The organism is Evtepia sp. (genome assembly GCF_034090835.1).
Classification (GTDB): domain Bacteria; phylum Bacillota; class Clostridia; order Oscillospirales; family Oscillospiraceae; genus Evtepia.
Window position 1 is genome coordinate 1 of record NZ_JAXDRS010000019.1, and the last position, 20,703, is coordinate 20,703.

23 protein-coding genes are annotated in these 20,703 nt (G+C 59.5%); 15 read left to right on the forward strand and 8 right to left on the reverse strand.

Translation table 11 applies throughout. The features are described from left to right. The 7 genes from SOR61_RS03470 to SOR61_RS03500 all read left to right on the forward strand — a co-directional run. On the forward strand, positions 1-413 hold a 413-nt coding region (locus SOR61_RS03470; protein WP_320611298.1), incomplete at its 5' end, for a C-terminal helicase domain-containing protein. A 16-nt stretch (positions 414-429) separates the two neighbouring features. Further along, positions 430-1,353, forward strand: coding sequence for a phosphatidylglycerol lysyltransferase domain-containing protein (locus SOR61_RS03475; RefSeq protein WP_320611299.1), 924 nt, complete (start codon positions 430-432; stop codon positions 1,351-1,353). A 65-nt stretch (positions 1,354-1,418) separates the two neighbouring features. Further along, entirely contained in the window at positions 1,419-2,297 is an 879-nt protein-coding gene (locus SOR61_RS03480) for a GNAT family N-acetyltransferase (protein ID WP_320611300.1), read from the forward strand. A gap of 214 nt (positions 2,298-2,511) precedes the next feature. Beyond that, positions 2,512-2,898: a GntR family transcriptional regulator gene (locus SOR61_RS03485; RefSeq protein ID WP_320611301.1), complete on the forward strand. Its 387-nt coding sequence runs from the start codon at positions 2,512-2,514 to the stop codon at positions 2,896-2,898. Further along, positions 2,895-3,887 (forward strand): hypothetical protein, encoded by a 993-nt coding sequence (locus SOR61_RS03490; protein WP_320611302.1) that lies wholly within the window; start codon positions 2,895-2,897, stop codon positions 3,885-3,887. Before SOR61_RS03485 ends, SOR61_RS03490 begins: the two co-directional genes overlap by 4 nt. After that, the gene (locus tag SOR61_RS03495) at positions 3,862-4,608 is read left to right on the forward strand and encodes an ABC transporter ATP-binding protein (RefSeq protein ID WP_320611303.1); all 747 of its coding nucleotides are present in this window, start codon (positions 3,862-3,864) and stop codon (positions 4,606-4,608) included. The genes SOR61_RS03490 and SOR61_RS03495 overlap by 26 nt, the downstream gene beginning before the upstream one ends. Further along, complete coding sequence (locus SOR61_RS03500; RefSeq protein WP_320611304.1) at positions 4,605-6,038, forward strand: hypothetical protein; 1,434 nt, start codon at positions 4,605-4,607, stop codon at positions 6,036-6,038. Before SOR61_RS03495 ends, SOR61_RS03500 begins: the two co-directional genes overlap by 4 nt. A gap of 148 nt (positions 6,039-6,186) precedes the next feature. On the opposite strand, the gene SOR61_RS03505 is transcribed toward SOR61_RS03500, so the two are convergent. Further along, positions 6,187-6,903, reverse strand: coding sequence for a hypothetical protein (locus SOR61_RS03505; RefSeq protein WP_320611305.1), 717 nt, complete (start codon positions 6,901-6,903; stop codon positions 6,187-6,189). Between the two features lie 432 nt (positions 6,904-7,335). Here SOR61_RS03505 and SOR61_RS03510 point away from each other — a divergent pair, with 432 nt between their 5' ends. The 5 genes from SOR61_RS03510 to SOR61_RS03530 all read left to right on the forward strand — a co-directional run bounded on the left by SOR61_RS03510 (position 7,336) and on the right by SOR61_RS03530 (position 11,848). Next, on the forward strand, positions 7,336-8,295 hold the full coding sequence (locus tag SOR61_RS03510; RefSeq protein ID WP_320611306.1) for a nitronate monooxygenase: 960 nt from the start codon (positions 7,336-7,338) through the stop codon (positions 8,293-8,295). 150 nt (positions 8,296-8,445) lie between these two features. After that, positions 8,446-9,222: an enoyl-CoA hydratase/isomerase family protein gene (locus tag SOR61_RS03515; RefSeq protein WP_320611307.1), complete on the forward strand. Its 777-nt coding sequence runs from the start codon at positions 8,446-8,448 to the stop codon at positions 9,220-9,222. A gap of 225 nt (positions 9,223-9,447) precedes the next feature. After that, positions 9,448-10,284, forward strand: a complete 837-nt coding sequence (locus SOR61_RS03520; protein WP_320611308.1) for a transporter substrate-binding domain-containing protein — start codon at positions 9,448-9,450, stop codon at positions 10,282-10,284. An 87-nt stretch (positions 10,285-10,371) separates the two neighbouring features. Next, a complete protein-coding gene (locus tag SOR61_RS03525) occupies positions 10,372-11,139 on the forward strand; it encodes an amino acid ABC transporter permease (protein WP_320611309.1) in 768 nt (255 codons plus the stop codon). Beyond that, the gene (locus tag SOR61_RS03530; RefSeq protein ID WP_320611310.1) at positions 11,126-11,848 is read left to right on the forward strand and encodes an amino acid ABC transporter ATP-binding protein; all 723 of its coding nucleotides are present in this window, start codon (positions 11,126-11,128) and stop codon (positions 11,846-11,848) included. Before SOR61_RS03525 ends, SOR61_RS03530 begins: the two co-directional genes overlap by 14 nt. A gap of 99 nt (positions 11,849-11,947) precedes the next feature. On the opposite strand, the gene SOR61_RS03535 is transcribed toward SOR61_RS03530, so the two are convergent. Continuing rightward, the gene (locus tag SOR61_RS03535) at positions 11,948-12,196 is read right to left on the reverse strand and encodes a helix-turn-helix transcriptional regulator (protein ID WP_320611311.1); all 249 of its coding nucleotides are present in this window, start codon (positions 12,194-12,196) and stop codon (positions 11,948-11,950) included. 108 nt (positions 12,197-12,304) lie between these two features. On the opposite strand from SOR61_RS03535, the gene SOR61_RS03540 reads away from it, so the two are divergent. Next, positions 12,305-12,592 (forward strand): DUF6809 family protein, encoded by a 288-nt coding sequence (locus SOR61_RS03540; protein WP_320611312.1) that lies wholly within the window; start codon positions 12,305-12,307, stop codon positions 12,590-12,592. Positions 12,593-12,688: 96 nt separating this feature from the next. On the opposite strand, the gene proS is transcribed toward SOR61_RS03540, so the two are convergent. Next, positions 12,689-14,131: a proline--tRNA ligase gene (gene proS, locus SOR61_RS03545; RefSeq protein WP_320611313.1), complete on the reverse strand. Its 1,443-nt coding sequence runs from the start codon at positions 14,129-14,131 to the stop codon at positions 12,689-12,691. A gap of 264 nt (positions 14,132-14,395) precedes the next feature. Between proS and SOR61_RS03550 the strand changes: the two genes are divergently transcribed. Beyond that, on the forward strand, positions 14,396-14,920 hold the full coding sequence (locus SOR61_RS03550; RefSeq protein ID WP_320611314.1) for a hypothetical protein: 525 nt from the start codon (positions 14,396-14,398) through the stop codon (positions 14,918-14,920). 152 nt (positions 14,921-15,072) lie between these two features. On the opposite strand, the gene SOR61_RS10225 is transcribed toward SOR61_RS03550, so the two are convergent. The 5 genes from SOR61_RS10225 to SOR61_RS03570 all read right to left on the reverse strand — a co-directional run bounded on the left by SOR61_RS10225 (position 15,073) and on the right by SOR61_RS03570 (position 18,435). Further along, positions 15,073-15,279, reverse strand: a complete 207-nt coding sequence (locus SOR61_RS10225; protein WP_407066502.1) for a PF20097 family protein — start codon at positions 15,277-15,279, stop codon at positions 15,073-15,075. Between the two features lie 69 nt (positions 15,280-15,348). Beyond that, positions 15,349-16,755, reverse strand: a complete 1,407-nt coding sequence (locus tag SOR61_RS03555) for an aldehyde dehydrogenase (RefSeq protein ID WP_320611315.1) — start codon at positions 16,753-16,755, stop codon at positions 15,349-15,351. After that, positions 16,752-17,297, reverse strand: a complete 546-nt coding sequence (locus tag SOR61_RS03560; protein ID WP_320611316.1) for an iron-containing alcohol dehydrogenase — start codon at positions 17,295-17,297, stop codon at positions 16,752-16,754. The genes SOR61_RS03555 and SOR61_RS03560 overlap by 4 nt, the downstream gene beginning before the upstream one ends. A 49-nt stretch (positions 17,298-17,346) precedes the next feature. Further along, the gene (locus SOR61_RS03565) at positions 17,347-17,940 is read right to left on the reverse strand and encodes an iron-containing alcohol dehydrogenase (RefSeq protein WP_320611317.1); all 594 of its coding nucleotides are present in this window, start codon (positions 17,938-17,940) and stop codon (positions 17,347-17,349) included. 6 nt (positions 17,941-17,946) lie between these two features. Then, entirely contained in the window at positions 17,947-18,435 is a 489-nt protein-coding gene (locus SOR61_RS03570) for an SCP2 sterol-binding domain-containing protein (protein WP_320611318.1), read from the reverse strand. 278 nt (positions 18,436-18,713) lie between these two features. On the opposite strand from SOR61_RS03570, the gene SOR61_RS03575 reads away from it, so the two are divergent. Beyond that, the gene (locus tag SOR61_RS03575) at positions 18,714-20,699 is read left to right on the forward strand and encodes a toprim domain-containing protein (RefSeq protein WP_320611319.1); all 1,986 of its coding nucleotides are present in this window, start codon (positions 18,714-18,716) and stop codon (positions 20,697-20,699) included. Positions 20,700-20,703 lie beyond the last annotated feature (4 nt).

Here is a 20,703-nt window from a genome sequence, read left to right on the forward strand (position 1 = left end):
GGATTATTGACCAGATGGACTATCACCGGGTCATGGTCTTCGCCAACATGAAAACCTCGGTGCGCCAGCTCTGCGATCGCCTGCATAAACAGGGCCGATCGGTGGACTGCCTGCACGGGGATATTCCTCAGTCCCAGCGCAATCAGGTCATGACCGGCTTTCGAGAAGGGAAGTTCGAAATCCTGGTAGCCACCGACGTGGCCGCCCGCGGAATCGACGTGGACGACGTGGAAGCGGTATTCAACTACGACATTCCGGACGAGAATGAGTATTATCTTCACCGCATCGGCCGCACCGGCCGGGCCAAGCACCAGGGCGCTGCCTATAACCTCATCTCCTCGGTCACCGAGGACATCCGGCTGGATGAGATCGTCCGCAACAACCAGTACGACATCCAAACCATCACCCTGTGAGGAACCCCTTTTTTCTATGATTGCATTCCAAACCCCTACCCCCGCAGACCGGGCCTGGGCGCTCCCCCTGCTGCAGATGGAGGGCCTTCCCCTGTGCGACTACAGTTTCCCCGTGCTCTACTGCTGGAAGGACGCCTACCGCTTCCAGCTGGCCCGGCAGGGGGACCGGCTGCTGGTTCGTCTCCGGAGCTCTCTGGGCCACGCCTATCTCTGGCCCGTGGGCCAGGGGGACCCTGTCCCCGCCCTGGAGGCCCTGACCCAGGACGCCCACAGCCAGGGCCAGCCCCTGCGTCTGATCTGCCTGACCCTCTACCACAAAAACTGGCTGGAGGATCACTACCCCGGCCGCTTCCAGTTTGAGGAAGCCCGGGACAACTTCGATTACCTCTACTCCGTGGACCGCCTGGCCGACCTGCCGGGGAAAAAGCTCCACGCCAAGCGAAACCATATCCACCGCTTTGATGACTGCTGCGAAGGCTGGCACTGGACCCCCTTCACCCAGCAGGACATCCCCCACTGCCTGGCCATGAACGACCTGTGGTATCAGGAGGCCAAGCGGCGGGAGCCGGTGCAGGGTCTGTCCTCCCTGGACGACGAGCACCACGCCCTTCTGCTGGCCCTGGACCACCACCGGGAACTGGACCTGAGCGGGGTGGTCCTCCGCTGCCATGACCAGCTCATGGCCTTCTCTCTGGGCGCTCCCCTCACCGACACCGTTTATGACGTCCATTTTGAGCGGGCCAGCGGCATCATCCAGGGGGACTACGCCGCCGTGAACCGCTCCATGGCCCAGTTTGTGCGGGAGACCTATCCCGGCATCCGCTACCTGAACCGGGAGGATGACATGGGCATCCCTGGCCTGCGGAAAGCCAAGCTCTCCTACTACCCCGACTATCTCCAAGTAAACTTCTGCGCGGTAGAAACCGGCGCAGCACCATAACGGCACCCGGGAAACCCCTCCTCCTGACCGGCTTCCCCCGCGCCGCAAAAAGGAGGAATCCCACCATGATCACCATTCGCCCCTCGACCCCTGAGGAGATCCCTCAGCAGAAAGACCTTTGGAAAAAGTGCTTCGGCGACCCCGGCACCTACATCGACATCTTTTACCAGAAGTTCTGCTCGGCAGACCAGGTTCTGGTGGTGGACGATGAGGGAGAGATCGACTCTATGGCTGCCATGCTCACCGGCACCCTCCAGTTCCCCGACGGTACCTCCGTCCCCGTGGGCTACGTCTACGCCCTGGCCACCAACCCCTATATGCAGGGCAAGGGCCACGCCCGCCAGCTGCTGAAGTATGCTGACACCTTCCTGCAGCAAAAGGGCATGACCGCCATGACCCTGGTCCCCGCCTCCCCCTCCCTCCATCGGTTCTTTGAGGCCACCGGCATGGAGGAGTGCTTCGCCACCCGGAAGATCGAGGTCCTGGCCTCCTCCCTCACCGGCGATACCGGCGGCGGGACCATGACCCCCATCTCCCCCCAGGAGTACAACGAGATCCGGGAGGCCCACCTGAAAGGCACCTATCACCTGACCTACTCTGACCAGCTCATCCACTTCCAGCAGATCGGCAGCCACCTGGCCTTTGGTGACCTGTACAAGATCGAGATCGGCGGAGAAGTGGGCTGCGCCGCCATCGAGTACGTCCAGAAGCGCCGCCTGCTCATGAAAGAGCTCCTCATCTCCCCGGGCAAAATGCTCCAGGCAGTAGAGGTGGTGGCCAAGGAAATGGACGCCACCCGGTACCACGTCCGCACCCCCGCTTTCTGGGACGGCATCCACGGCAGCTACAACCAGGCCTTCGGCATGATCAAATGGTATGACCGGTCCCTCCACGCCAAGTGGGGCTCCCTCCAGGACGCCTACCTGGGCCTGGGATTCGACTGAGCCACTGTATGACACGGTACTCACCCTTCCCCCTCCCCCAACCCGGGGGAGGGGGATTTTTTGCCCCTTTGGGGCAAATTTTACAGCAAATCGCACAAAAAATCCATTTTCTCTTTGCGCCTTTTTGCGTCTTGACAGCAAACCGTGTCATTTCTATAATACAGTTAGAACCGTACCACTCGAGCAATACGGTTGGAAAGGAGGGACCCAACCTATGCTGTCGTTTGACCAGCTCACCCTGGACGGAGCGCAGCCCATTTATGTACAGATCATTCGGTACATCAAGCAGGGCATCGCCGCCGGGACCATCGCCAACGGCGAAGAACTTCCGTCCCGCCGGGCGGTCTCTGCGCTCCTGGGGGTCAACCCCAACACCGTGCAGAAGGCCTACCGGATGCTGGAAGAGGAAGGCCTCATCCAGTCCCACTCCGGCGCCAAGAGCCGGATCGTGGTCAGCGAAGAGGTCCAGACCAAGGTCCGGGGCCAGCTGCTCCGCAGCGATGCGGAAACCCTGGTCGCCGCCATGAAGCAAATGGGGGTCACCAAAGAAGAGACCCTCTCCCTGCTGGAAATCCTCTGGAAGGATGGTGACACCCAATGAGACAGCAAGTCTCCTTCCTGTTTCTTCTGCTTCGGCTCAGCGCGCTCCCCGTGCTGCTGTCCATGGCCGTGATGGCCGCCCTCCAGGCAGGGCTTTTCCTGGCCCTCCGGCCGGAAAGCGGGGACCCGGCAGACTGGATGCTAAGGGCCCAGACCCCTCTGGCCCTGGTGTTCATTGGCTGCTTCGTGGTCCTGTCCCTCTTTCTCCAGCGGCCCGCCGGGCTGCGGGTGACCAGCCACCCCCGGTACACCCTGGACCGGCTGCCCCTCTCCCCCCGCAGCTTCCTGCTCTGGCAGAGCGGGTACAACACCCTGGTCTTTCTCCTTTTGCTGGCGGTGCAGGGTCTGGTCCTGGTGGGGCTGGCCCAGGCCGCCGCAGGGCACCAGGCCCAGGGGATCTTCCTGCTCTCCTGGCGCATCCCCTTCTTCCACAGCGTGTTCCCCCTGGAGGACGGCCTCTACTGGCTGCGTAACCTGGTTCTGGCTGCGGGGCTGGGGATCACCGCCGCCTGCGCCACCCGAAAAAAGCTCTGCGGAGGCCAAAGCCTGGCCTTCCCGGCCCTGGCTGTTCTGGCGATTTTGCCGTTCTTCCCCTCCAACGCAGTCTTCTCCGGCAGCCTCCTTCCTGCTGTGCTATCCGGTGTTCTTCCTCTTCCTGCTGGTGTTCGCAGCGGCGCTGGTCACCATAGGGAGAAACTACGCCCGCTTCTGGCAGGGCAGCAAGAGCACCTATTTGATGCGCCGGCTGCCCGACCGCTGGGAACTCCACCGGCGGCGTCTGGCCCTTCCCCTCCTTTCCATCCTGGCGGGGCTCCTGCTCGTCGGGCTGCTCCTGCCCCTCTTCTTCTGGGTCTACACCGCCGCCATCCCCGACCAATGCCTGCCCCGGAACCCCTGGGACGGACTCTGGTCCCACTTCCTCTCCCTTTTTATCCCCTACCTATAATGAAAGGAGCGTTCCTCCATGCTGGTCGTATCCCACGTAAGTAAGTCCTACGCAAACAAACCGGAGGCTCTGGCCGACCTCTCCTTTACCCTCCCCCGGGGCGAGATCGTGGGGCTGTTCGGCGAAAACGGCGCAGGGAAGACCACCCTCATGAAGGCTATCCTGGGCCGCACCTCCTTTCACGGGTCCATCACCCTGGATGGAAAGCCCATCCGACCTTCTAATATTACCCTTCTCTCCTTCGCCACCAGCGAACACTCCTTCTTCCCCACCCTCACCCCAAAAGATCACGTGATCTTTTATGAGGCACACTTTCCCGCTTTCCTGCACCAGCGGTTCTCCGCCCTGATGGACTTCTTCCAGCTGCCCATGAACAAGGCAGTGGGAACCTTCTCCTTCGGGCAGAAGAATCAGTTCGAGGTGATCCTGGCCCTGAGCCAGGGCGCTGACTACATCCTCATGGATGAACCCTTTGCAGGAAACGACCTGTTCAACCGGAAGGACTTTTACAAGGTCCTCCCCAGTATTCTGGAACCCAACGAAACCCTCCTGCTCTCCACCCACCTGCTGGAGGAGGTCCTGCCCATGCTGGATCGGGCCCTCTTACTGCAAAAGAGCCGCCTTCTGGCGGACGTGTCCGCCCTGGACATGGAGGAGAAAGGAACCGATCTGCTGTCGTTTATCCAAACCACCTATCGCTACGAATCCGACCGGGTGCTCCGCGCTTTGGACGCACTCACAGATCGAAAGGAGTTTTCCCCATGAAAAAGCTCGCGATTCTATTCTTCGTCTGCCTGTTTGCGGCCTTCGGCTGCATCGGGGCAGCCTCCCTGGCGGTCCATACCGACAAGGACCAGGTCACCGTCACCGAGAAGACCCTGAAAGGCGATCCCTCCGCTGCCCAGGGCCTGGTGGCCCGGCAGACCGCCCGGAACCTGAACTTCCAGTGGGATCTGACCATCCCCTTGGGTGATCTGGCTTCCACCACCGCCCAGGCCACCGCCGCAAAGGACGTCCCCCAGGACGACCTGCTGCCCGCCTGGGTCCAGGACAACTACTTTACCATCGACCTGACCCACTCCATGGGCGTCGGCGGTGAACCCGGCTTCACCCTGAAGGATCTGCGCACCGGCAACGCCCTCAACGATCCGGTCATGGCCCCCATCCTGGAGGACGTGGGCAGCCGCACCCCCTTGGGTGGTTCCTACACCGAGAAGATCTCCCCCCAGGACTACGGTATGACCTACTACCCTGTGAAGATCCGCATGAACCTGGCCGGTGTGGAGTGGACTGATGAATCCTGGAACGCAATGCAGAAGGCCTTCCAGAACTACTTCCGCTTCCCCATCCCTGAGGATGCGCAGTGGACCGTCACCATAGAAAAGGACATGAAGGGCCTCTTCACCAAGTTAGATGTCAAGGCTCCCTCCTGCAACGGGGTGAATGTCCCCTTCGCCGTGAGCCAGAACAGCCTCTTCTTCGCGGTGGACTCCGGAGGAGAATGGTCCCTGCCCTCCTTCGCCCAGGTGAAGGACGGCTACGGCATCTACCGCCTGGATCTGACCGCCCAGGCCGACGGCACCCGGACCCCGGACCTTGCCAGCCTGCGGATGGTCCACCCTCTGGACCCTGCTGGCACCATCCTGGACCTGACCTGGGATGAGGGGAACCAGCGGCTCCTGCTCACCGACTACCAGGACGGCGCCTATACCTGCACCACGTTTGACCCTGAGACCATGGCAGTCCAGCAGACCCTCTCCCTCCCCGGCGACAAGCCCCAGAAGCGCACCGTGGACGGCTATACCTTCACCGAGTACGCAGGCTACCGCTGCTGGGCAGGAGACAACTTCCTCCTGTTCCGAGGGAAGGATGGTTTTCTTCTCTTTGACGAAAACCTGGATGGCTCCTACACCCACCGTTTCACCGGCCAGCTGCCGGAGGAGAGCATCGGCCTGGACCCGGCAGATACCGTTATCGTCTGGAACGGAGAGACCCTGGCTATCGGCCAGACCTCCATCATCCCCGGCCTGAGACTCATGGTATACAACGCCGACGGCCAGCTCCTGTACCACGGGATCTACCGCACCTCCCTCAACGAGAGCGGCTCCCTCCCCGGTGACGAGACCAAAGCCGGCGTCAGCGAAGAAGACGTCCGGTTGCTGCCCTCCCAGCCCCTGACTCTGTCCTGGGAGTAACCCCCATCCTCTCCTTTGCACACTTCTCTCCCCTGGCAGACCCTCTGCCGGCCGGCGCCCCCGCTCTCCCGGGGGCGCCGGCTCTCTTCTCTAAACGCAAAAAAAGACTGCCCAAAGGCAGTCTTTTTTCTATACTATAAGGTTTTTCTCACAGGCCGGGCTGGAGCATGGGCAGGCCGAAGAACACAGCCACCGTCTCCTCCTGCACGCTCTCGGGGAGCAACAGGGCCAGGGAGGCCTTCACAGGCTGCTCATGGTGGACAGGAGCGGGGAGGGCGGGCTGCTGGGCTGCGTCCACCTCAGGGACCGACGCTTCCACGGCCACGTCCGGGGTCTCCACATACCAATAGCCATTGGAGTTCTCAATGCGGGTGCCATAGGCCTGCTCCACAGGGATGCGGCCCTCGGGATAGTCCTGGGCGGGGTCAGCGCAGTAGAACACGCCGTCGGTGTAATCGGTAAGCAGGATGCCGTGGGGCACGCAGGATGCGTGCAGGACGATCCCCTCCGGATGCTCTGTCAGCAGGTCGATGAGGATCTGCCGGTTGGCTTCGCCGCCGGGGAGCTTTTCCTTGCTCACGTTCATACCGTCATAGGAGAAGTGGTAGGGAAGGCCGCGGCAGGACAGCCAGAAGGCTTCCCGGCAGGAGGCCTCAGTGATCTCTGCCCAGTCTTCGTCGCCCCGGAGCATAGCGGTTCTTCTGAGCATCATGGCGGTGGAAGCCAGGGTGCAGGTCCCTCTTTGCTGCTGCTTAAGGAATACCTCCGGCTGGTTCAGATGATCTGTGGTGGCTGCCATTGCTACGGGAAAAAAAGCCGCCAGCATAATTGCCGTCATTACAAAACTCAGAATTCGCTTAATCATAAAAGACCTCCCTTAGTCCTGCTGCCTGTAAAATTCGGATCGGCTCCGCGGCAAGGCGCTGGTCCAGGCAGAAAAAGAGATCTGCGTGAGCGATCACGCCGCCCTCCCTCAAATTTTATGGTTCCATCTGTTACAATCTCGCTCCCGTTATGTTACCCTCTGTAGCTTTTTTGTAACCTTAGCACACTTTAAAGCAAAAGGAAACCCTTTCAGAGCAATTAACCTCCGTGATTTTGTTGCTATTTTGTTAACATTTTGCAGGATTTTGCGAAAGGCATACAGATCACACAAAACAGCAGCGGTATTTCTCACTTCTTTTGTAATCTCTGTTTCTTTCCGTACCAGCGGAGCCTCAGCGTCTATGCCTTGTCTTTTTCCTGCGGGTTTGCTATAATTACGTAGCATATCACTACAAATTAAGGAGAACTTGTCATGTATTCACCTCTATGCGATTTACTGAACATCCAATACCCTATTATGCAGGGTGCCTTCCAATGGCTGGCTACCCCGGACCTGGCTGCCGCCGTTTCCAATGCCGGGGGGCTGGGCACCATAAGTGCCTCCCTCTATAAGACAAAGGACGAGCTTCTGGATGCCATTGCCCGCACCAAGGCTCTGACGGACAAGACCTTCTGTGTAAACATTTCCATGTTTCCCGAGGTGGTAGAAGGCGAAGCCACCTGGGATTTCATCCACGCCTGCTGTGAGGCAAAGGTCCCCGTAGTGGAGCTGTCCGGCCGTGAGCCTAAAGAGTTCGTCCCCGTCCTCCACGAAGCTGGTATCAAGGTCATTCACAAGTCCACGGCGGTCCGCTTTGCCAAAAAGGCCGCTGCGGCCGGAGTTGATGTGGTTTCCGTGGTGGGCTTTGAGTGCGGCGGCGCACCGGGCAATGACGATGTAACCTCTATGGTTCTGATCCCCGCCGTAGTGGACGAAGTAGACATTCCCGTCATCGGCGGCGGCGGCGTGTGCGATGGCCGGGGATTGGCCGCCATGCGGGCGCTGGGCGCCCAGGGCGTGGTGCTGGGCACACGGTTCATGGCCACCCAGGAATGTGGGATCCACCCCAACTTCAAAGAGAAAATGCTGGAAAGCAACGAGCTCTCCACCATAGTGGTCCAGCGATCCATCCATTTCCCCCACCGAAATCTGAAAAACGAAACCACCTTGCAGGTGGCCGAACTGGAAAAGGAAGAGAACCCCACCATAGAAAAAATATTCCCCTACGTCAGCGGCAAGCGGCAGAAGGCTTGCTACGACAGCGGCGACACTGAGGGGGGTGTATTCCCCTGCGGCGAGGTGGTGGGACGCATCCACGACATCCCAACGGTGCAGGAGGTTATCGCCCGTGTGATGGCGGAAGCCGACGCCGTTCTGTCCGCTCTGAAGTAAAGAAACCAGAACGGGGTTCCCGCCAAATTTTTTAGCAATTTCCCTTTTCATTCCTGTTGTCATATGCTATAATCAGGCTGTATTAACATGGGGTTTTCCCATACATATCGTGTATTTTTATCAGAATTATAACAAAGGAGACTATCTACTATGGAACTGGAAACCGTACTGTATCGCGTAGAAGGCAACGTGGCCATCATCAGCATGAACCGCACCAAGGCCCTGAACGCAATGAACAAGCAGATCTTTGTAGATCTCACCACCGCTTTTGACGCCGCTGAATCTGACAGCAATGTCCGCGTTGTCATTGTCAACGCCGAAGGCCGTGCTTTCTGCGCTGGTGGCGACATCGCCGAGATGAAAGGACTGGATAACTCCGAGGCTGTCTTCGACTTCTACAATATCGCCGGCATCTTCATGAAGAAGATGATGAACTTCGCCAAGCCCGTTATCACCGCTGCTCATGGTGCGATTGCCGGTGCTGGCACCTCCCTGCTGATGGCTGGCGACATTGCTCTGGTGTCCGATGATGCTTTCTTTATGGTTGCCTTTGGCGCAGTTGGCCTCATTCCTGACTGCGCTGGACATTGGATGCTGCCTCGCGCTTGCGGTATGCACATGGCAAAAGAACTCATGATGACCCAGCGCCAGGTCAAGGCCCCCGAGATGAAGGAACTGGGACTGTGCAACCATGTCTATCCCAAAGATCAGCTGATGGACGAGGCTATGAAGCTGGCCACCAAGATCGCCAAGGGCCCCCTGAACTGCTACAGCAGCTCTAAGGCTCTCATGAACAAGGCTCTGGAAACCGACCTGGACACCCTGCTGGCTGAGGAAACCGAAGCTCAGGCCGCTGCCCGTATGCATGCAAATGGCGAAGAGGGTCTGGGCGCCTTCCTGGAAAAGAGAAAGGCCAACTTCCAGTAATCCTTTCTTTTCGACGATATTCCATTCATTATTCATTTGAATTGAATATTCCTTTTGGATATTATGGGCAGTACGGCGACGGCCGTACTGCCCTTTTCCTACACTTCGCTGAATATCGTGGATTTTTTTGCAGAAACCCTTGCATCTTTTTTGCATGAAGTGTATAATACATCTGGTCTTGAGATGGGACGTCCCATCTCTCAAAAAATGAAAAGAGGTTGCAGAATGAAAAAGATCTTTTCTATCGTGATGGCAGCTGCCATGCTGCTGTCCGTGCTGGCTCTGGCCGGCTGCGGCGGCTCCAAGGCCCCCGCCCCCACCACCGACAACAAAGACGACAGCTCCGCCACCACCGAGCTGAAGACCGTGGTGGCCGGCAAGCTCACCATGTCCACCAACGCTGCCTTCCCTCCCTATGAGATGACCGACGACAGCGGCAAGATCATCGGCATCGACGCCGAGATTGCAGAAGCCATCGCCAAGAAGCTGGGCCTGGAGCTCCAGATCGACGACATGGACTTTGACGCTGCTCTGAAGGCCACTCAGGACGGCAAGAGCGACATGGTCATGGCTGGCGTCACTATCAACGAGGACCGTCAGCTGGTCATGGACTTCTCCGACACCTATGCCACCGGCGTGCAGTCCATCATCGTGAAGGAAGACTCCCCCATTGCCTCCGCTGCCGACCTGGCCAACGCCCAGAAGATCGGCACCCAGCGCGGCACCACCGGCTACATCTACTGCTCCGCCACCACCGAGAACGGCGGCTTCGGCGAGGACCACGTGGTGGCTTATGACGACGGCATCGCTGCTGTCCAGGCCCTCATGAACGGCCAGGTGGACGCTGTTGTCATCGACAACGCTCCCGCCAAGGCTTTCGTGGAAAAGAACCCCGGCCTGAAGATCCTGGATATCGAGTATGTCACCGAGGACTATGCCATCGGTTTCGCTAAGAACAACACCGCCCTGAAGGACGCTGTGAACAAGGCTCTGAAGGATCTCATCGAGGACGGCACCGTGCAGAGCATCATCGACAAGTACATCCCTGCCGAAGCTGAGTAATCTTCGGATTCCCGCAAAAGGGCGGCGCAGCAGCCGCCCTTTTGTTATCTTAACTTCCACCATAGAAAGAGAGAGGTGATCGCCCCCATGGCAGAACTGTATACCACGTGGAAAGCCATTGCGGTCTCTGGCGGAGACCTGACCTTCTGGCAATCCTTCTTCGTGAAATTCTACCAGGCCTTTATCGAGGCCGACCGCTGGACCCAGTACCTCAACGGCGTGAAGACCACCCTGTTCGTCACCGCCATGGCCCTGATCCTGGGCCTCATCCTGGGTCTGCTGGTGGCTCTGATCCGTACGTCTCACGACCAGCAGCGCCCCGGCCACAAAAACCCCATCCTGTTCATCCTCAACCTTATCTGTAAAGTCTACGTCACCGTCATCCGCGGTACCCCTATGATGGTCCAGTTGCTCATCATGAGCTTCGTCATCTTCGCCAGCAGCCGGAGCTTTACCATGATCGGTACCCTGACCCTGGGCCTCAACTCCGGCGCCTACGTCTCGGAGATCATCCGCGGCGGCCTCATGTCCGTGGACAAGGGCCAGATGGAGGCCGGCCAGTCTCTGGGCCTCAACTACTCCACCACCATGCGCTTTATCGTGATCCCTCAGGCGGTGAAGGCCATCCTCCCCGCCCTGGGCAACGAATTCATCGTCCTGCTGAAGGACACCTCTCTCATCACCGTCATCGGCGGCAAGGAGCTCCTCTACGCCGCCCAGGGCATCTACAACCGGACGTATGAGCAGATGTTCCCCCTGCTGGGCGTGGCCCTCATCTACCTGGTGCTGGTGATGATCCTGTCCTGGCTGCTGGGCAAACTGGAAAGGAGGCTGCGTCAAAGTGATCGACGTTAAACATCTCTCCAAATCCTTCGGAGACCACCTGGTGCTGGACGACATCGACCAGCACATCTACCCCGGGGAAAAGGTCGTGGTGATCGGGCCCTCCGGCTCCGGCAAATCCACCTTCCTCCGGTGCCTCAACCTGCTGGAGACCCCCACCAAGGGGACCATCACCTTTAACGGCACCAACATCACCGACCCCAAGGTGAAGATCGATGAGATCCGCCGCCAGATGGGCATGGTGTTCCAGCACTTTAACCTCTTCCCCAACATGACCATCCAGAAGAACATCACCCTGGCCCCCGTGCAGACCGGCCTCATGAAGCAGGCCGAGGCTGACGAAGTGGCTATCACCCTGCTCAAGCGGGTGGAACTGTCCGACAAGGCCAAGGCCTACCCCGCCCAGCTCTCCGGCGGCCAGAAGCAGAGAATCGCCATTGTCCGCGCCCTGGCCATGCAGCCCAAGGTTATGCTCTTTGACGAGCCCACCTCCGCCCTGGACCCGGAAATGGTGGGCGAGGTGCTGGACGTAATGAAGGAACTGGCCAAGGACGGCATGACCATGGTGGTGGTCACCCACGAGATGGGCTTTGCCCGTGAGGTGGGCGACCGGGTCCTGTTCATGGCCGACGGAAAGATCGTGGAGGAAAACACCCCCGCAGAGATCTTTGGCAACCCCCAGGAGGAGCGCACCAAGTCCTTCCTGTCCAAGGTCCTGTAATCCCTTATATGCAGCAAAAAAGACTGCCGATTCGGCAGTCTTTTTTGCTTCCCTTTTTCCATAAAAAACGGCCCCCTGGGAGGCCGGAATATATAGCGTCTATTCATCCAGCAGCTGCTGATAGCTGACCCCCAGCACACCGGCAATGGCTTTGAGCTCAATGTCCGTTACAAAACGCTGCCCGCTCTCGATCCGCTGGACTGCATTCTTGTCCAGGTCCAGGTTGGCGATCTGAAGCAGGTCCGCCAGTTCTCTCTGGGAGGGGCTGCCCGGCAGCGCCCGGCGAAATTCCCTGACCTTACGGCCGCACAGGTTGTTCTTCCCCTCCGGGGTCTTGTTTTTGTACATAATGGGCTTCAACCTTTCGCTGCCATTTCTCATTGTTATTTTTTTCATTATATGCTATACTTTTAGAAATATGACATTTAGTGAATGTCAAGCGAAAGGAATGACCATATGCGATCTATTTTATACGATCTCTATTACGGTGAAATTTCTCCCGCAGAACAGTATCAATCCACGAAAGAAGAATATCTTCGCCGCAGCCAAGAGCGCATTGCTCGATATAAAAGCTTTACCAAAAGCCTGCAACCCTACCAGCTCAAAATGTTTAACCAGATTATCGACGACCAATATGATCTGCTCCCTATGGAGCATGCAGACTTCTTTGTGCAAGGATTTCGGTTGGGCGCAAAAATGATAATGGAAATTTATAACGAAGAAAAGCCAAGTGCAGAAGAATAAATACGGCGCAGCCCGCCTGAAAAATCTCGGAAGCCGCCGGGGCACAGCCCCGGCGGCTTCCACTTTCTCTCTCTCTTTGATCCGGGAGCGACAGCCTTAGTAGGCCACGCCCCAGTAGATCATTTTTTTAGCGGCCCGGCCGCAGATGGGACAGGTGTCTCCCAAATGCTCCTGGGCGAAGGGGATGCAGCGGGAGGTCATCCCGGCCTCTTCCTTCATCTTCATTTCACATTCCAGCTCGCCGCACCACATGGTCTTGATGAACCCGCCGTGCTCGGCCTGGAGCTGCTTGGCCTCTTCCAGGGAGTGTGCCTCGAAGATGTGATCTTCCAGGTTCTTCTTGGCCCGCTGATACAGGCCCTCGTGGATGGAGTCCAGCATAGCCATAGCGGTCTCTTCCAGGTTCTCCAGGCTGACGAAGATCTTCTCGCCGCTGTCACGACGGACAAAGACGCACCGGTTTTTCTCCATGTCCTTGGGGCCGATCTCGATGCGCAGAGGGATGCCCTTCATCTCGTACTCAGCGGCCTTCCAGCCCATGGACTGCTCGGAGGCGTCCATCTTGGCCCGGATGCCAGCCTGGCACAGACGGTCCAGCAGAGCGGCGGCAGCGTCCAGCACGCCCTCCTTATGCTGGGCCACGGGGATCACCATGGCCTGGATGGGAGCGATGCGGGGGGGCAGCACCAGACCGTTGTTGTCGCCGTGGGTCATGATGATGCCGCCGATCATACGGGTGGACACACCCCAGGAAGTCTGATGGGGATAATGGAGGGTGTTGTCCTTACCGGTGAAGGTGATGTCAAAGGCTTTGGCAAAGCCGTCGCCGAAGTAGTGGCTGGTACCAGACTGGAGGGCCTTGCGGTCGTGCATCATGCACTCCACGGTGTAGGTCTCCTCCGCGCCGTTGAACTTCTCTTTCTCGGTCTTCTGGCCCTTCACCACAGGCATGGCCAGGACGTTTTCCAGGAAGTCCGCATAAATATTCAGCATCTGCTGGGTCTCTGCCCGGGCCTCCTCAGCGGTGGCGTGCATGGTGTGGCCCTCCTGCCACAGGAACTCCCGGTGGCGCAGGAAGGGGCGGGAGGTCTTTTCCCAGCGGAGCACGGAGCACCACTGGTTATACAGCTTGGGCAGGTCCCGGTGGGACTGGATGACGTTCTTATAGTGCTCGCAGAACAGGGTCTCAGAGGTGGGGCGGATGCAGTACCGCTCTTCCAGAGGATCGCTGCCGCCGTAGGTCACCCAGGCACACTCGGGGGCGAAGCCCTCCACGTGGTCCTTCTCCTTCTGGAGCAGGGACTCGGGGATCAGCATAGGCAGGTAGACGTTCTCATGCCCGGTTTCCTTGAACTTCTTGTCCAGAGCAGCCTGGATGTTTTCCCAGATGGCGTAGCCATAGGGACGATAGATGAACATACCCTTGACGGAGGAGTAGTCAATGAGCTCTGCCTTCTTGCACACGTCGGTGTACCACTGGGCAAAATCCACCTCCATGTCGGTGATCTGCTCGACTTTTTTCTTATTGTCCTTTGCCATACATCTCTTCCTTTATCGGTGATATTGTCAATACTGTGTCACGATCATAAACCCGGCGCAGGGCCGGAGGGTTCCACTGGAGTTTGCTTCCCGCTCCCCGGGGTTTCTTCCCGGCGAGGCGGGCAAATCCCATTTTATTTCAGTCGAAGTTCATTGTATGACTGATTGGGGAAAAAGTCAAGGACCTGCCTGGTCTTCTCCCCGGCGGGGTATAAAATCCGCCTTCTTTTCCCATACTAAAGGAACGAAAGTGAGGAGAGCCCTATGTATACCATTGGAATCGTTGAGAGCGGAGCGGGTCTGTCCTCTTTCCTGAAGGACTGCCTTCCCGACTCCCTCCGCCCCCAGATCACCCTGGTCCCCGCCGCGGACCTGCCCGATGACGTTCCGGCGGACCTTCTGGTGATCTCCCCGGACTTACGGGAAAAACGCGTGTATCCCACCGCCTGCCAGGCCCTGCTGGTGCCCGGCCGGCTGTCCCCCCTGGCGGGGAACATCCCCGCCCGCTGGGCGGTGAGTTACGGCAACTCCCCCCGGGATTCTCTCACCCTCTCCACCCTGGGGGACAACACCATCGGCCTGGCCCTCCAGCGGGAGGTGGTCACCCTGGAAGGGGACTGTCTGGACTGCCAGGAGATCCTCCTGCCCCGGGAGGGGCACACCGCTCCCTTCCATGTGCTGGCCTGTGCCGGGATTCAGCTGCTGCTGGGGATTCCCCCGGAGGAGGTCTCTGTGCTACCCCGCACCCTCCCCTGCGCCGGGGAACCTGGAGAGAACACCGCTCTCTAACCAGAAAACAGGGCGAAGCCAATGCGGCTTCGCCCTGTTTCTTAGTTCAAAAACATACGTGGGTAACCAGGTGGGGGATGGTCGTTGACGCAGCCGCCGAAGAAGCAGTGGTTCATGACCTGCTCCTCCCCCTTTGCATAGCAAAGACAGGGTCACTCATTCAGCGTTGACAACAGGATATTACAGGTTTCACAGAAGTGCGCTTTGATTGCATATGTTTTAGAAAATCTTGGGGTTAACTTGATTCCGCCATTGGATGGGAGGATTACGCCAGACAATTTTTCCTTATCCCACACCAGCATCCGCGAACTCTGGATATAACCGAAACGCATTTCCTTTTTACAATAAGGACATATCACAAAAAAGCCATTCCTTTCTCAAGAAAATAGGGGGTGTGGCATGGCTGCACTGCGGCTTCGCCCCGTTTCTTATTTCAGGAACATACGGATGAGTTTCTCGTTGACCTTTTTATAGGGATGGTAGCGCATGGGCAGATCGATCCAGTTGGCCTTGTTCACGATGGAGCGGATGTGGGAGAAGGTATCAAAGCTCTTCTTGCCGTGGTAGCTTCCCATGCCGCTGTAGCCCACGCCGCCAAAGCCCATATGATGGGTGGCCAGGTGGATGATGGTGTCGTTGACGCAGCCGCCGCCGAAGGAGCAGTGATTCATGACCCGCTCCTCCACCTTCTTGCACCGGGTGAAGAGATAGAGGGCCAGGGGCTTCTCCCGACGGTTCATAAACCGAATGGCCTCATCCAGACGGTCGTAGGGGATGATGGGCAGGATGGGCCCAAAGATCTCCTCTCCCATGGGCTTGGAGGTGGCGTCCAGGGTGTCCGCCACCAGGGTGGGGGCGATCCAGCCGCTGTCCGAGCCGGGGTCGTCCCGGTGGCCGCCGCCAAAGAGGATGTCCTCCCCTTCCAGCAGCCCTTGCAGGCGGTTGTAGTGTTTCCGGTTGATGATCCGGACAAAGTTCTCGTTTTCCATGGGATGCTGGCCCATCATCCGGGTGAACTGCTTCTTCAGCTCCGCCACCAGCTGGTCCCGCACGGACCGCTCCACCAGACAGTAGTCCGGGGCCACGCAGGTCTGACCGGCGTTTAAGATCTTGCCAAAAGCCAGCCGCTTGGCGGTGAGGGGAATGTTGGCGGTCTTGTCCACGATGACCGGGCTCTTGCCTCCCAGCTCCAGAGTCACGGGGGTCAGGTTCCGGCTGGCCTTCTCCATGACCATCTTGCCCACGTCCACGCTGCCGGTGAAGAAAATGTAGTCAAACCGCTGCTCCAGCAGGGCGGAGTTCTGCTCCCGGCCGCCTTCAATAACGGTCACCCAGTCCGGGTCAAACACCGCCGCAATGAGCTCTGCCATGGCGTGGCTGGTGTTGGGGGCGTAGGCGCTGGGTTTCAGCACCACGCAGTTGCCCGCCGCAACCGCCCCAAACAGGGGGTCCAGGCTCAGCAGGTAGGGATAGTTCCAGGGGGACATCACCAGCACCACCCCGTAAGGCTCGGGCAGCTCGTAGCTCTTGGCGGCGAACTGGGCCAGGGGGGTGGGGCGCCGCCGGGGACGGGCCCACTGGGGGGTCTTTTTGATGAGATAGCCCAGCTCGTCCATGCTCAGGCCCAGCTCGCACATGTACCCCTCAAAATGAGACTTATGCAGGTCGGCCTTCAGGGCGTCCAGAAGGATCTTCTCCCGGGCTTTCATCTCCTCTTTCAGGCGGCACAGAGCCGCCATCCGTACGGCCACCGGCCGGGTGGCGCCGGTCTGGAAATAGGCCCGCTGGCGGGCTACCGTCTCTTCGATCTTCGTAACCTGTGCTGTGTAACTCATGCCCACACCTCCTCAAGGATGCCGATGATCTCGTCGTAATCTGCTTCGGCGGGGTTTACGATGATAGCCCCGTCGTTCATGGCCGTCCGGGCCACGGCGGGGAAGTCCTCCCGCTTCACCTTCCCGGTCTGGGACAGGGTGAGGGGCAGGCCGGTCTGCTCCGCCAGGCGGCGGCGAAGGGCCACCAGGGTGTCAATGGTCTTCTGGGCCCGCTGGTCGGCGGGGGTCCGGGCGTACACCTCGGGACCGGCTACATACAGCAGCAGTTCCCCGTACCGCTCCCGGCAGGTTTCCAGGTTGTACTTCATCACCGCCGGGAGAAGAATGGTCATGGCGTCCCCATGGGCCAGGCGGCATACCCCGCCCAGGGCGTGGCCGATGGCATGGACCAGGCCCACCATGGAGTTGGAGAAGGCTGCCCCTGCCAGGAGACTGCCGTTGGCCATCACCAGACGGGCCTTCCGGTTCTTCCCTTCCTTCACCACCACAGGCAGAGCCTGGCAGATCTGGGTGATGGCCTTTTCTGCAAAGGAGTCGCTCACCGGGTTGCGCTGGAGGCAGGTGGCGGCCTCAATGGCGTGGACCAGGGCGTCAAACCCCGGTGGAGGCGGTGATCCGAGGGGGCAGGGTCTCGGTCATCCGGGGGTCCAGCACGGCCACGTCGGGCAGCAGGTGATAACTGAGAAACTCCATCTTCACCTGGATGGCAGGGTTGGCCACCACGGCCACCAGCGTGGCCTCGCTGCCGGTACCGGCGGTGGTGGGCACGGCCACAAAGGGCACATGGTCTCCCCGGGGGAGCACCTCGCACCCGGCGGAGTCCAGCAGGTCGCTGCCCGCCTGGGCCAGCACCATGCCTACCCCCTTGGCGGTGTCGATCACGGAGCCGCCGCCCACGGCAATGAGGCTGTCGCAGCCGGTCTCCCGGTACAGGGCGGCGATGCGGTTGACCACCTCAATGGAGGAGTCCGGAGGGATCTGGCAAAAGACCTCTGCCGGTTCCATCCCTCCCTGGTGGAAGGCTTCCTTGACGATGGTCACGGTCCCCACCTGCTCCAGGCCGGGGTCGCTGAGCAGCAGAGGGCGGCTGGCCCCCAAAGTGTGGAGCTCATGGGGGATATGTTCCAAAGCCCCCTCCCCGGAGAGGATCTTGGAGGGCAGTTTAAACTCATAATAGGCAGACATGACAGATTACCTCCCAAACAGCACCGCCGCGTACACGCGGAGGGTAGAGATTTGTTTTGCAGGCAGACGTTTTAAGATTCGCCTGGCCAGGCACGCCGGGAACAGATAGGCCTCCGCCAGGTCTACGCATCGGACGAAGGGCATGGCCAGGCCCATATCGCCCCGTAACACAAAGCGGTGCTGGGCGTAGGCCTGGGCCACGCTGATCTGCCCGGTGAACACCCGGAAGGCGTCCGACGGGCTCTTAAACCGGATGGTCACATCCCCGGGGGCATCCTGATGGAGTTTGCGGAAGCCGTCCTTGGACCCGGTAATGGTAAATCCCTTGGCGCCGGGGATCTCCAACCGCAGGGTCTTGCCCCGGGGCCAGTTCTGGGCCTCGGCCCGGATGCGGCTGTCCCGGGTGGACAAAAACTTCAGCGCGCGAAACAGACAGGTGGACACCATGCTGCAGGTAGCGCACTGGAAACACATTTTCATGGATCCGTAGGCCAACGATCCATTCCTCCTCTCCTTGCTCCGGCGGCTTCCCGCCGGAACCATATACTTATAAAAAAGATACTGCAATTTTTCCTCGATTGCAAGCAGGAAGCGAAATTTCCTCCCCCAAGGGGCCCTTCCCCTCCCGGTTCGCCCTCCCCTCCTTTTCTCACCCCCCAGGGTTCGACCCCTTCCCCCACTTGACACCCCCTGTCCGCTTGGATTATGATTAAAGGTAAACAATGTTCTATTCTGGGGCGGTATGCCCTTTGTAAACACAAGGAGAATCCTCCATGGCAAACAAGAAAAAGGAATACGGCAACCAGTCCATCTCCATGCTGGAAGGCGCCGACCGGGTCCGGAAACGGCCCGGGGTCATCTTCGGCTCCGACGGTCTGGAGGGCTGCGAACACGCCGTGTTTGAGATCCTCTCCAACGCCATCGACGAGGCCCGGGAAGGCTACGGCGCCGAGATCATCGTCACCCGCTTCCGGGACGGACGCATCCAGGTGGAGGACTTTGGCCGGGGCTGCCCCGTGGACTGGAACGAGACCGTGGGCAAGTTCAACTGGGAGCTGGTCTTCTGCGAGCTCTACGCCGGCGGCAAGTACGACAACCTCACCGGAGAAAACTATGAGTATTCCCTGGGCCTCAACGGCCTGGGCGCCTGCGCCACCCAGTACGCCTCCCGGTTCATGGACGTGACCGTCCGCCGGGACGGCAAACGCTACGACCTCCACTTTGAAAAAGGCAGCCTGGTGGGGGAGATGAAGGTCTCTCCCGCCGACCGGAAAAAGAACGGCACCTGCATCACCTGGCTGCCCGACCTGGAGGTCTTTACCAGCACCGACATCCCCACCGACTTCTTCACCGACGTGCTCCACCGCCAGGCGGTGGTGAACGCCGGCCTGGTCTTCCGCTTCCGCAACCAGGGGGACAAGGGCTTTGAAGAGACCGTCTTTTCCTACGAGAACGGCATCGCCGACTACGCCGCAGAGCTGGCCGGAGAGCACCCCCACACCCCCATCCAGTTCTGGACCGGGGAGCGGATGGGCCGGGACCGGGCGGATAAGCCTAAGTACAAGGTCAAGCTCTCCTGCGCCTTCTGCTTCTGCGGCGGGGCCCACGTGATCGAGCACTACCACAACTCCTCCTGGCTGGAGCACGGCGGCGCGCCGGAAAAGGCCATGCGTTCTGCCTTCCTCTCGGCCATGGACGGCTGGCTCAAGCAGAACGGAAAGTACAACAAGAACGAGGCCAAGATCACCTGGCCTGACGTACAGGAGACCCTCATCTTCGTCTCCAACAACTTCTCCACCCAGACTTCCTACGAGAACCAGACCAAAAAGGCGGTGAACAACCGCTTTATCCAGGAGGGTATGACCGAGTTCCTTCGGGAGCACCTGCAAATCTTCCTCCTGGAAAACCCCCAGGCCGCTGAGGAGGCCGCCCGGCAGATCCTGGTGAGCAAGCGCAGCCGGGAGGCCGGAGAAAAGGCCCGGCTCTCCATCAAGAGCAAGAGTCTGGCCGGGGCGGTGGACATCGCCAACCGGGTGCAGAAGTTCGTGGACTGCCGCACCAAGGACGTCTCCCGCCGGGAGCTCTACATCGTAGAGGGTGACTCCGCTCTGGGCTCGGTGAAGCTGGGCCGGGACGCAGAGTTCCAGGGCATCATGCCCGTCCGGGGCAAAATCCTCAACTGCCTCAAGGCCGACTACGGCAAGATCTTCAAGAGCGAGATCATCACCGACCTGCTGAAAGTCGTAGGCTGCGGGGTGGAGGTCACCGACAAGCACAACAAAGACCTCTCCCTCTTTAACCTGGACAACCTCCGCTGGAATAAGATCGTCATCTGCACCGACGCCGACGTGGACGGTTACCAGATCCGCACCCTCATCCTCACCATGCTCTGGCGGCTCACCCCCACCCTCATTGAAAAGGGCTGCGTCTACATCGCCGAGTCCCCCCTGTACGAGATCTCCGCCGGGGGCAAGACCTGGTTTGCCTACACCGAGAAGGAAAAAGCCGAGATCCTCACCAAACTGGAGGGCAAAAAGCCCACCATCCAGCGCTCCAAGGGTCTGGGCGAAAACGACCCGGAGATGATGTGGATGACCACCATGAACCCCGAGACCCGCCGGCTCATCCGGGTGATGCCCACCGACGCAGAGGCCACCGCCCAGGTCTTTGACCTGCTGCTGGGGGAAAACGCCCAGGGCAGAAAGGACCACATCGCCGAAAACGGATACAAATACCTGGACCTGGCAGACATCTCCTGAAGGC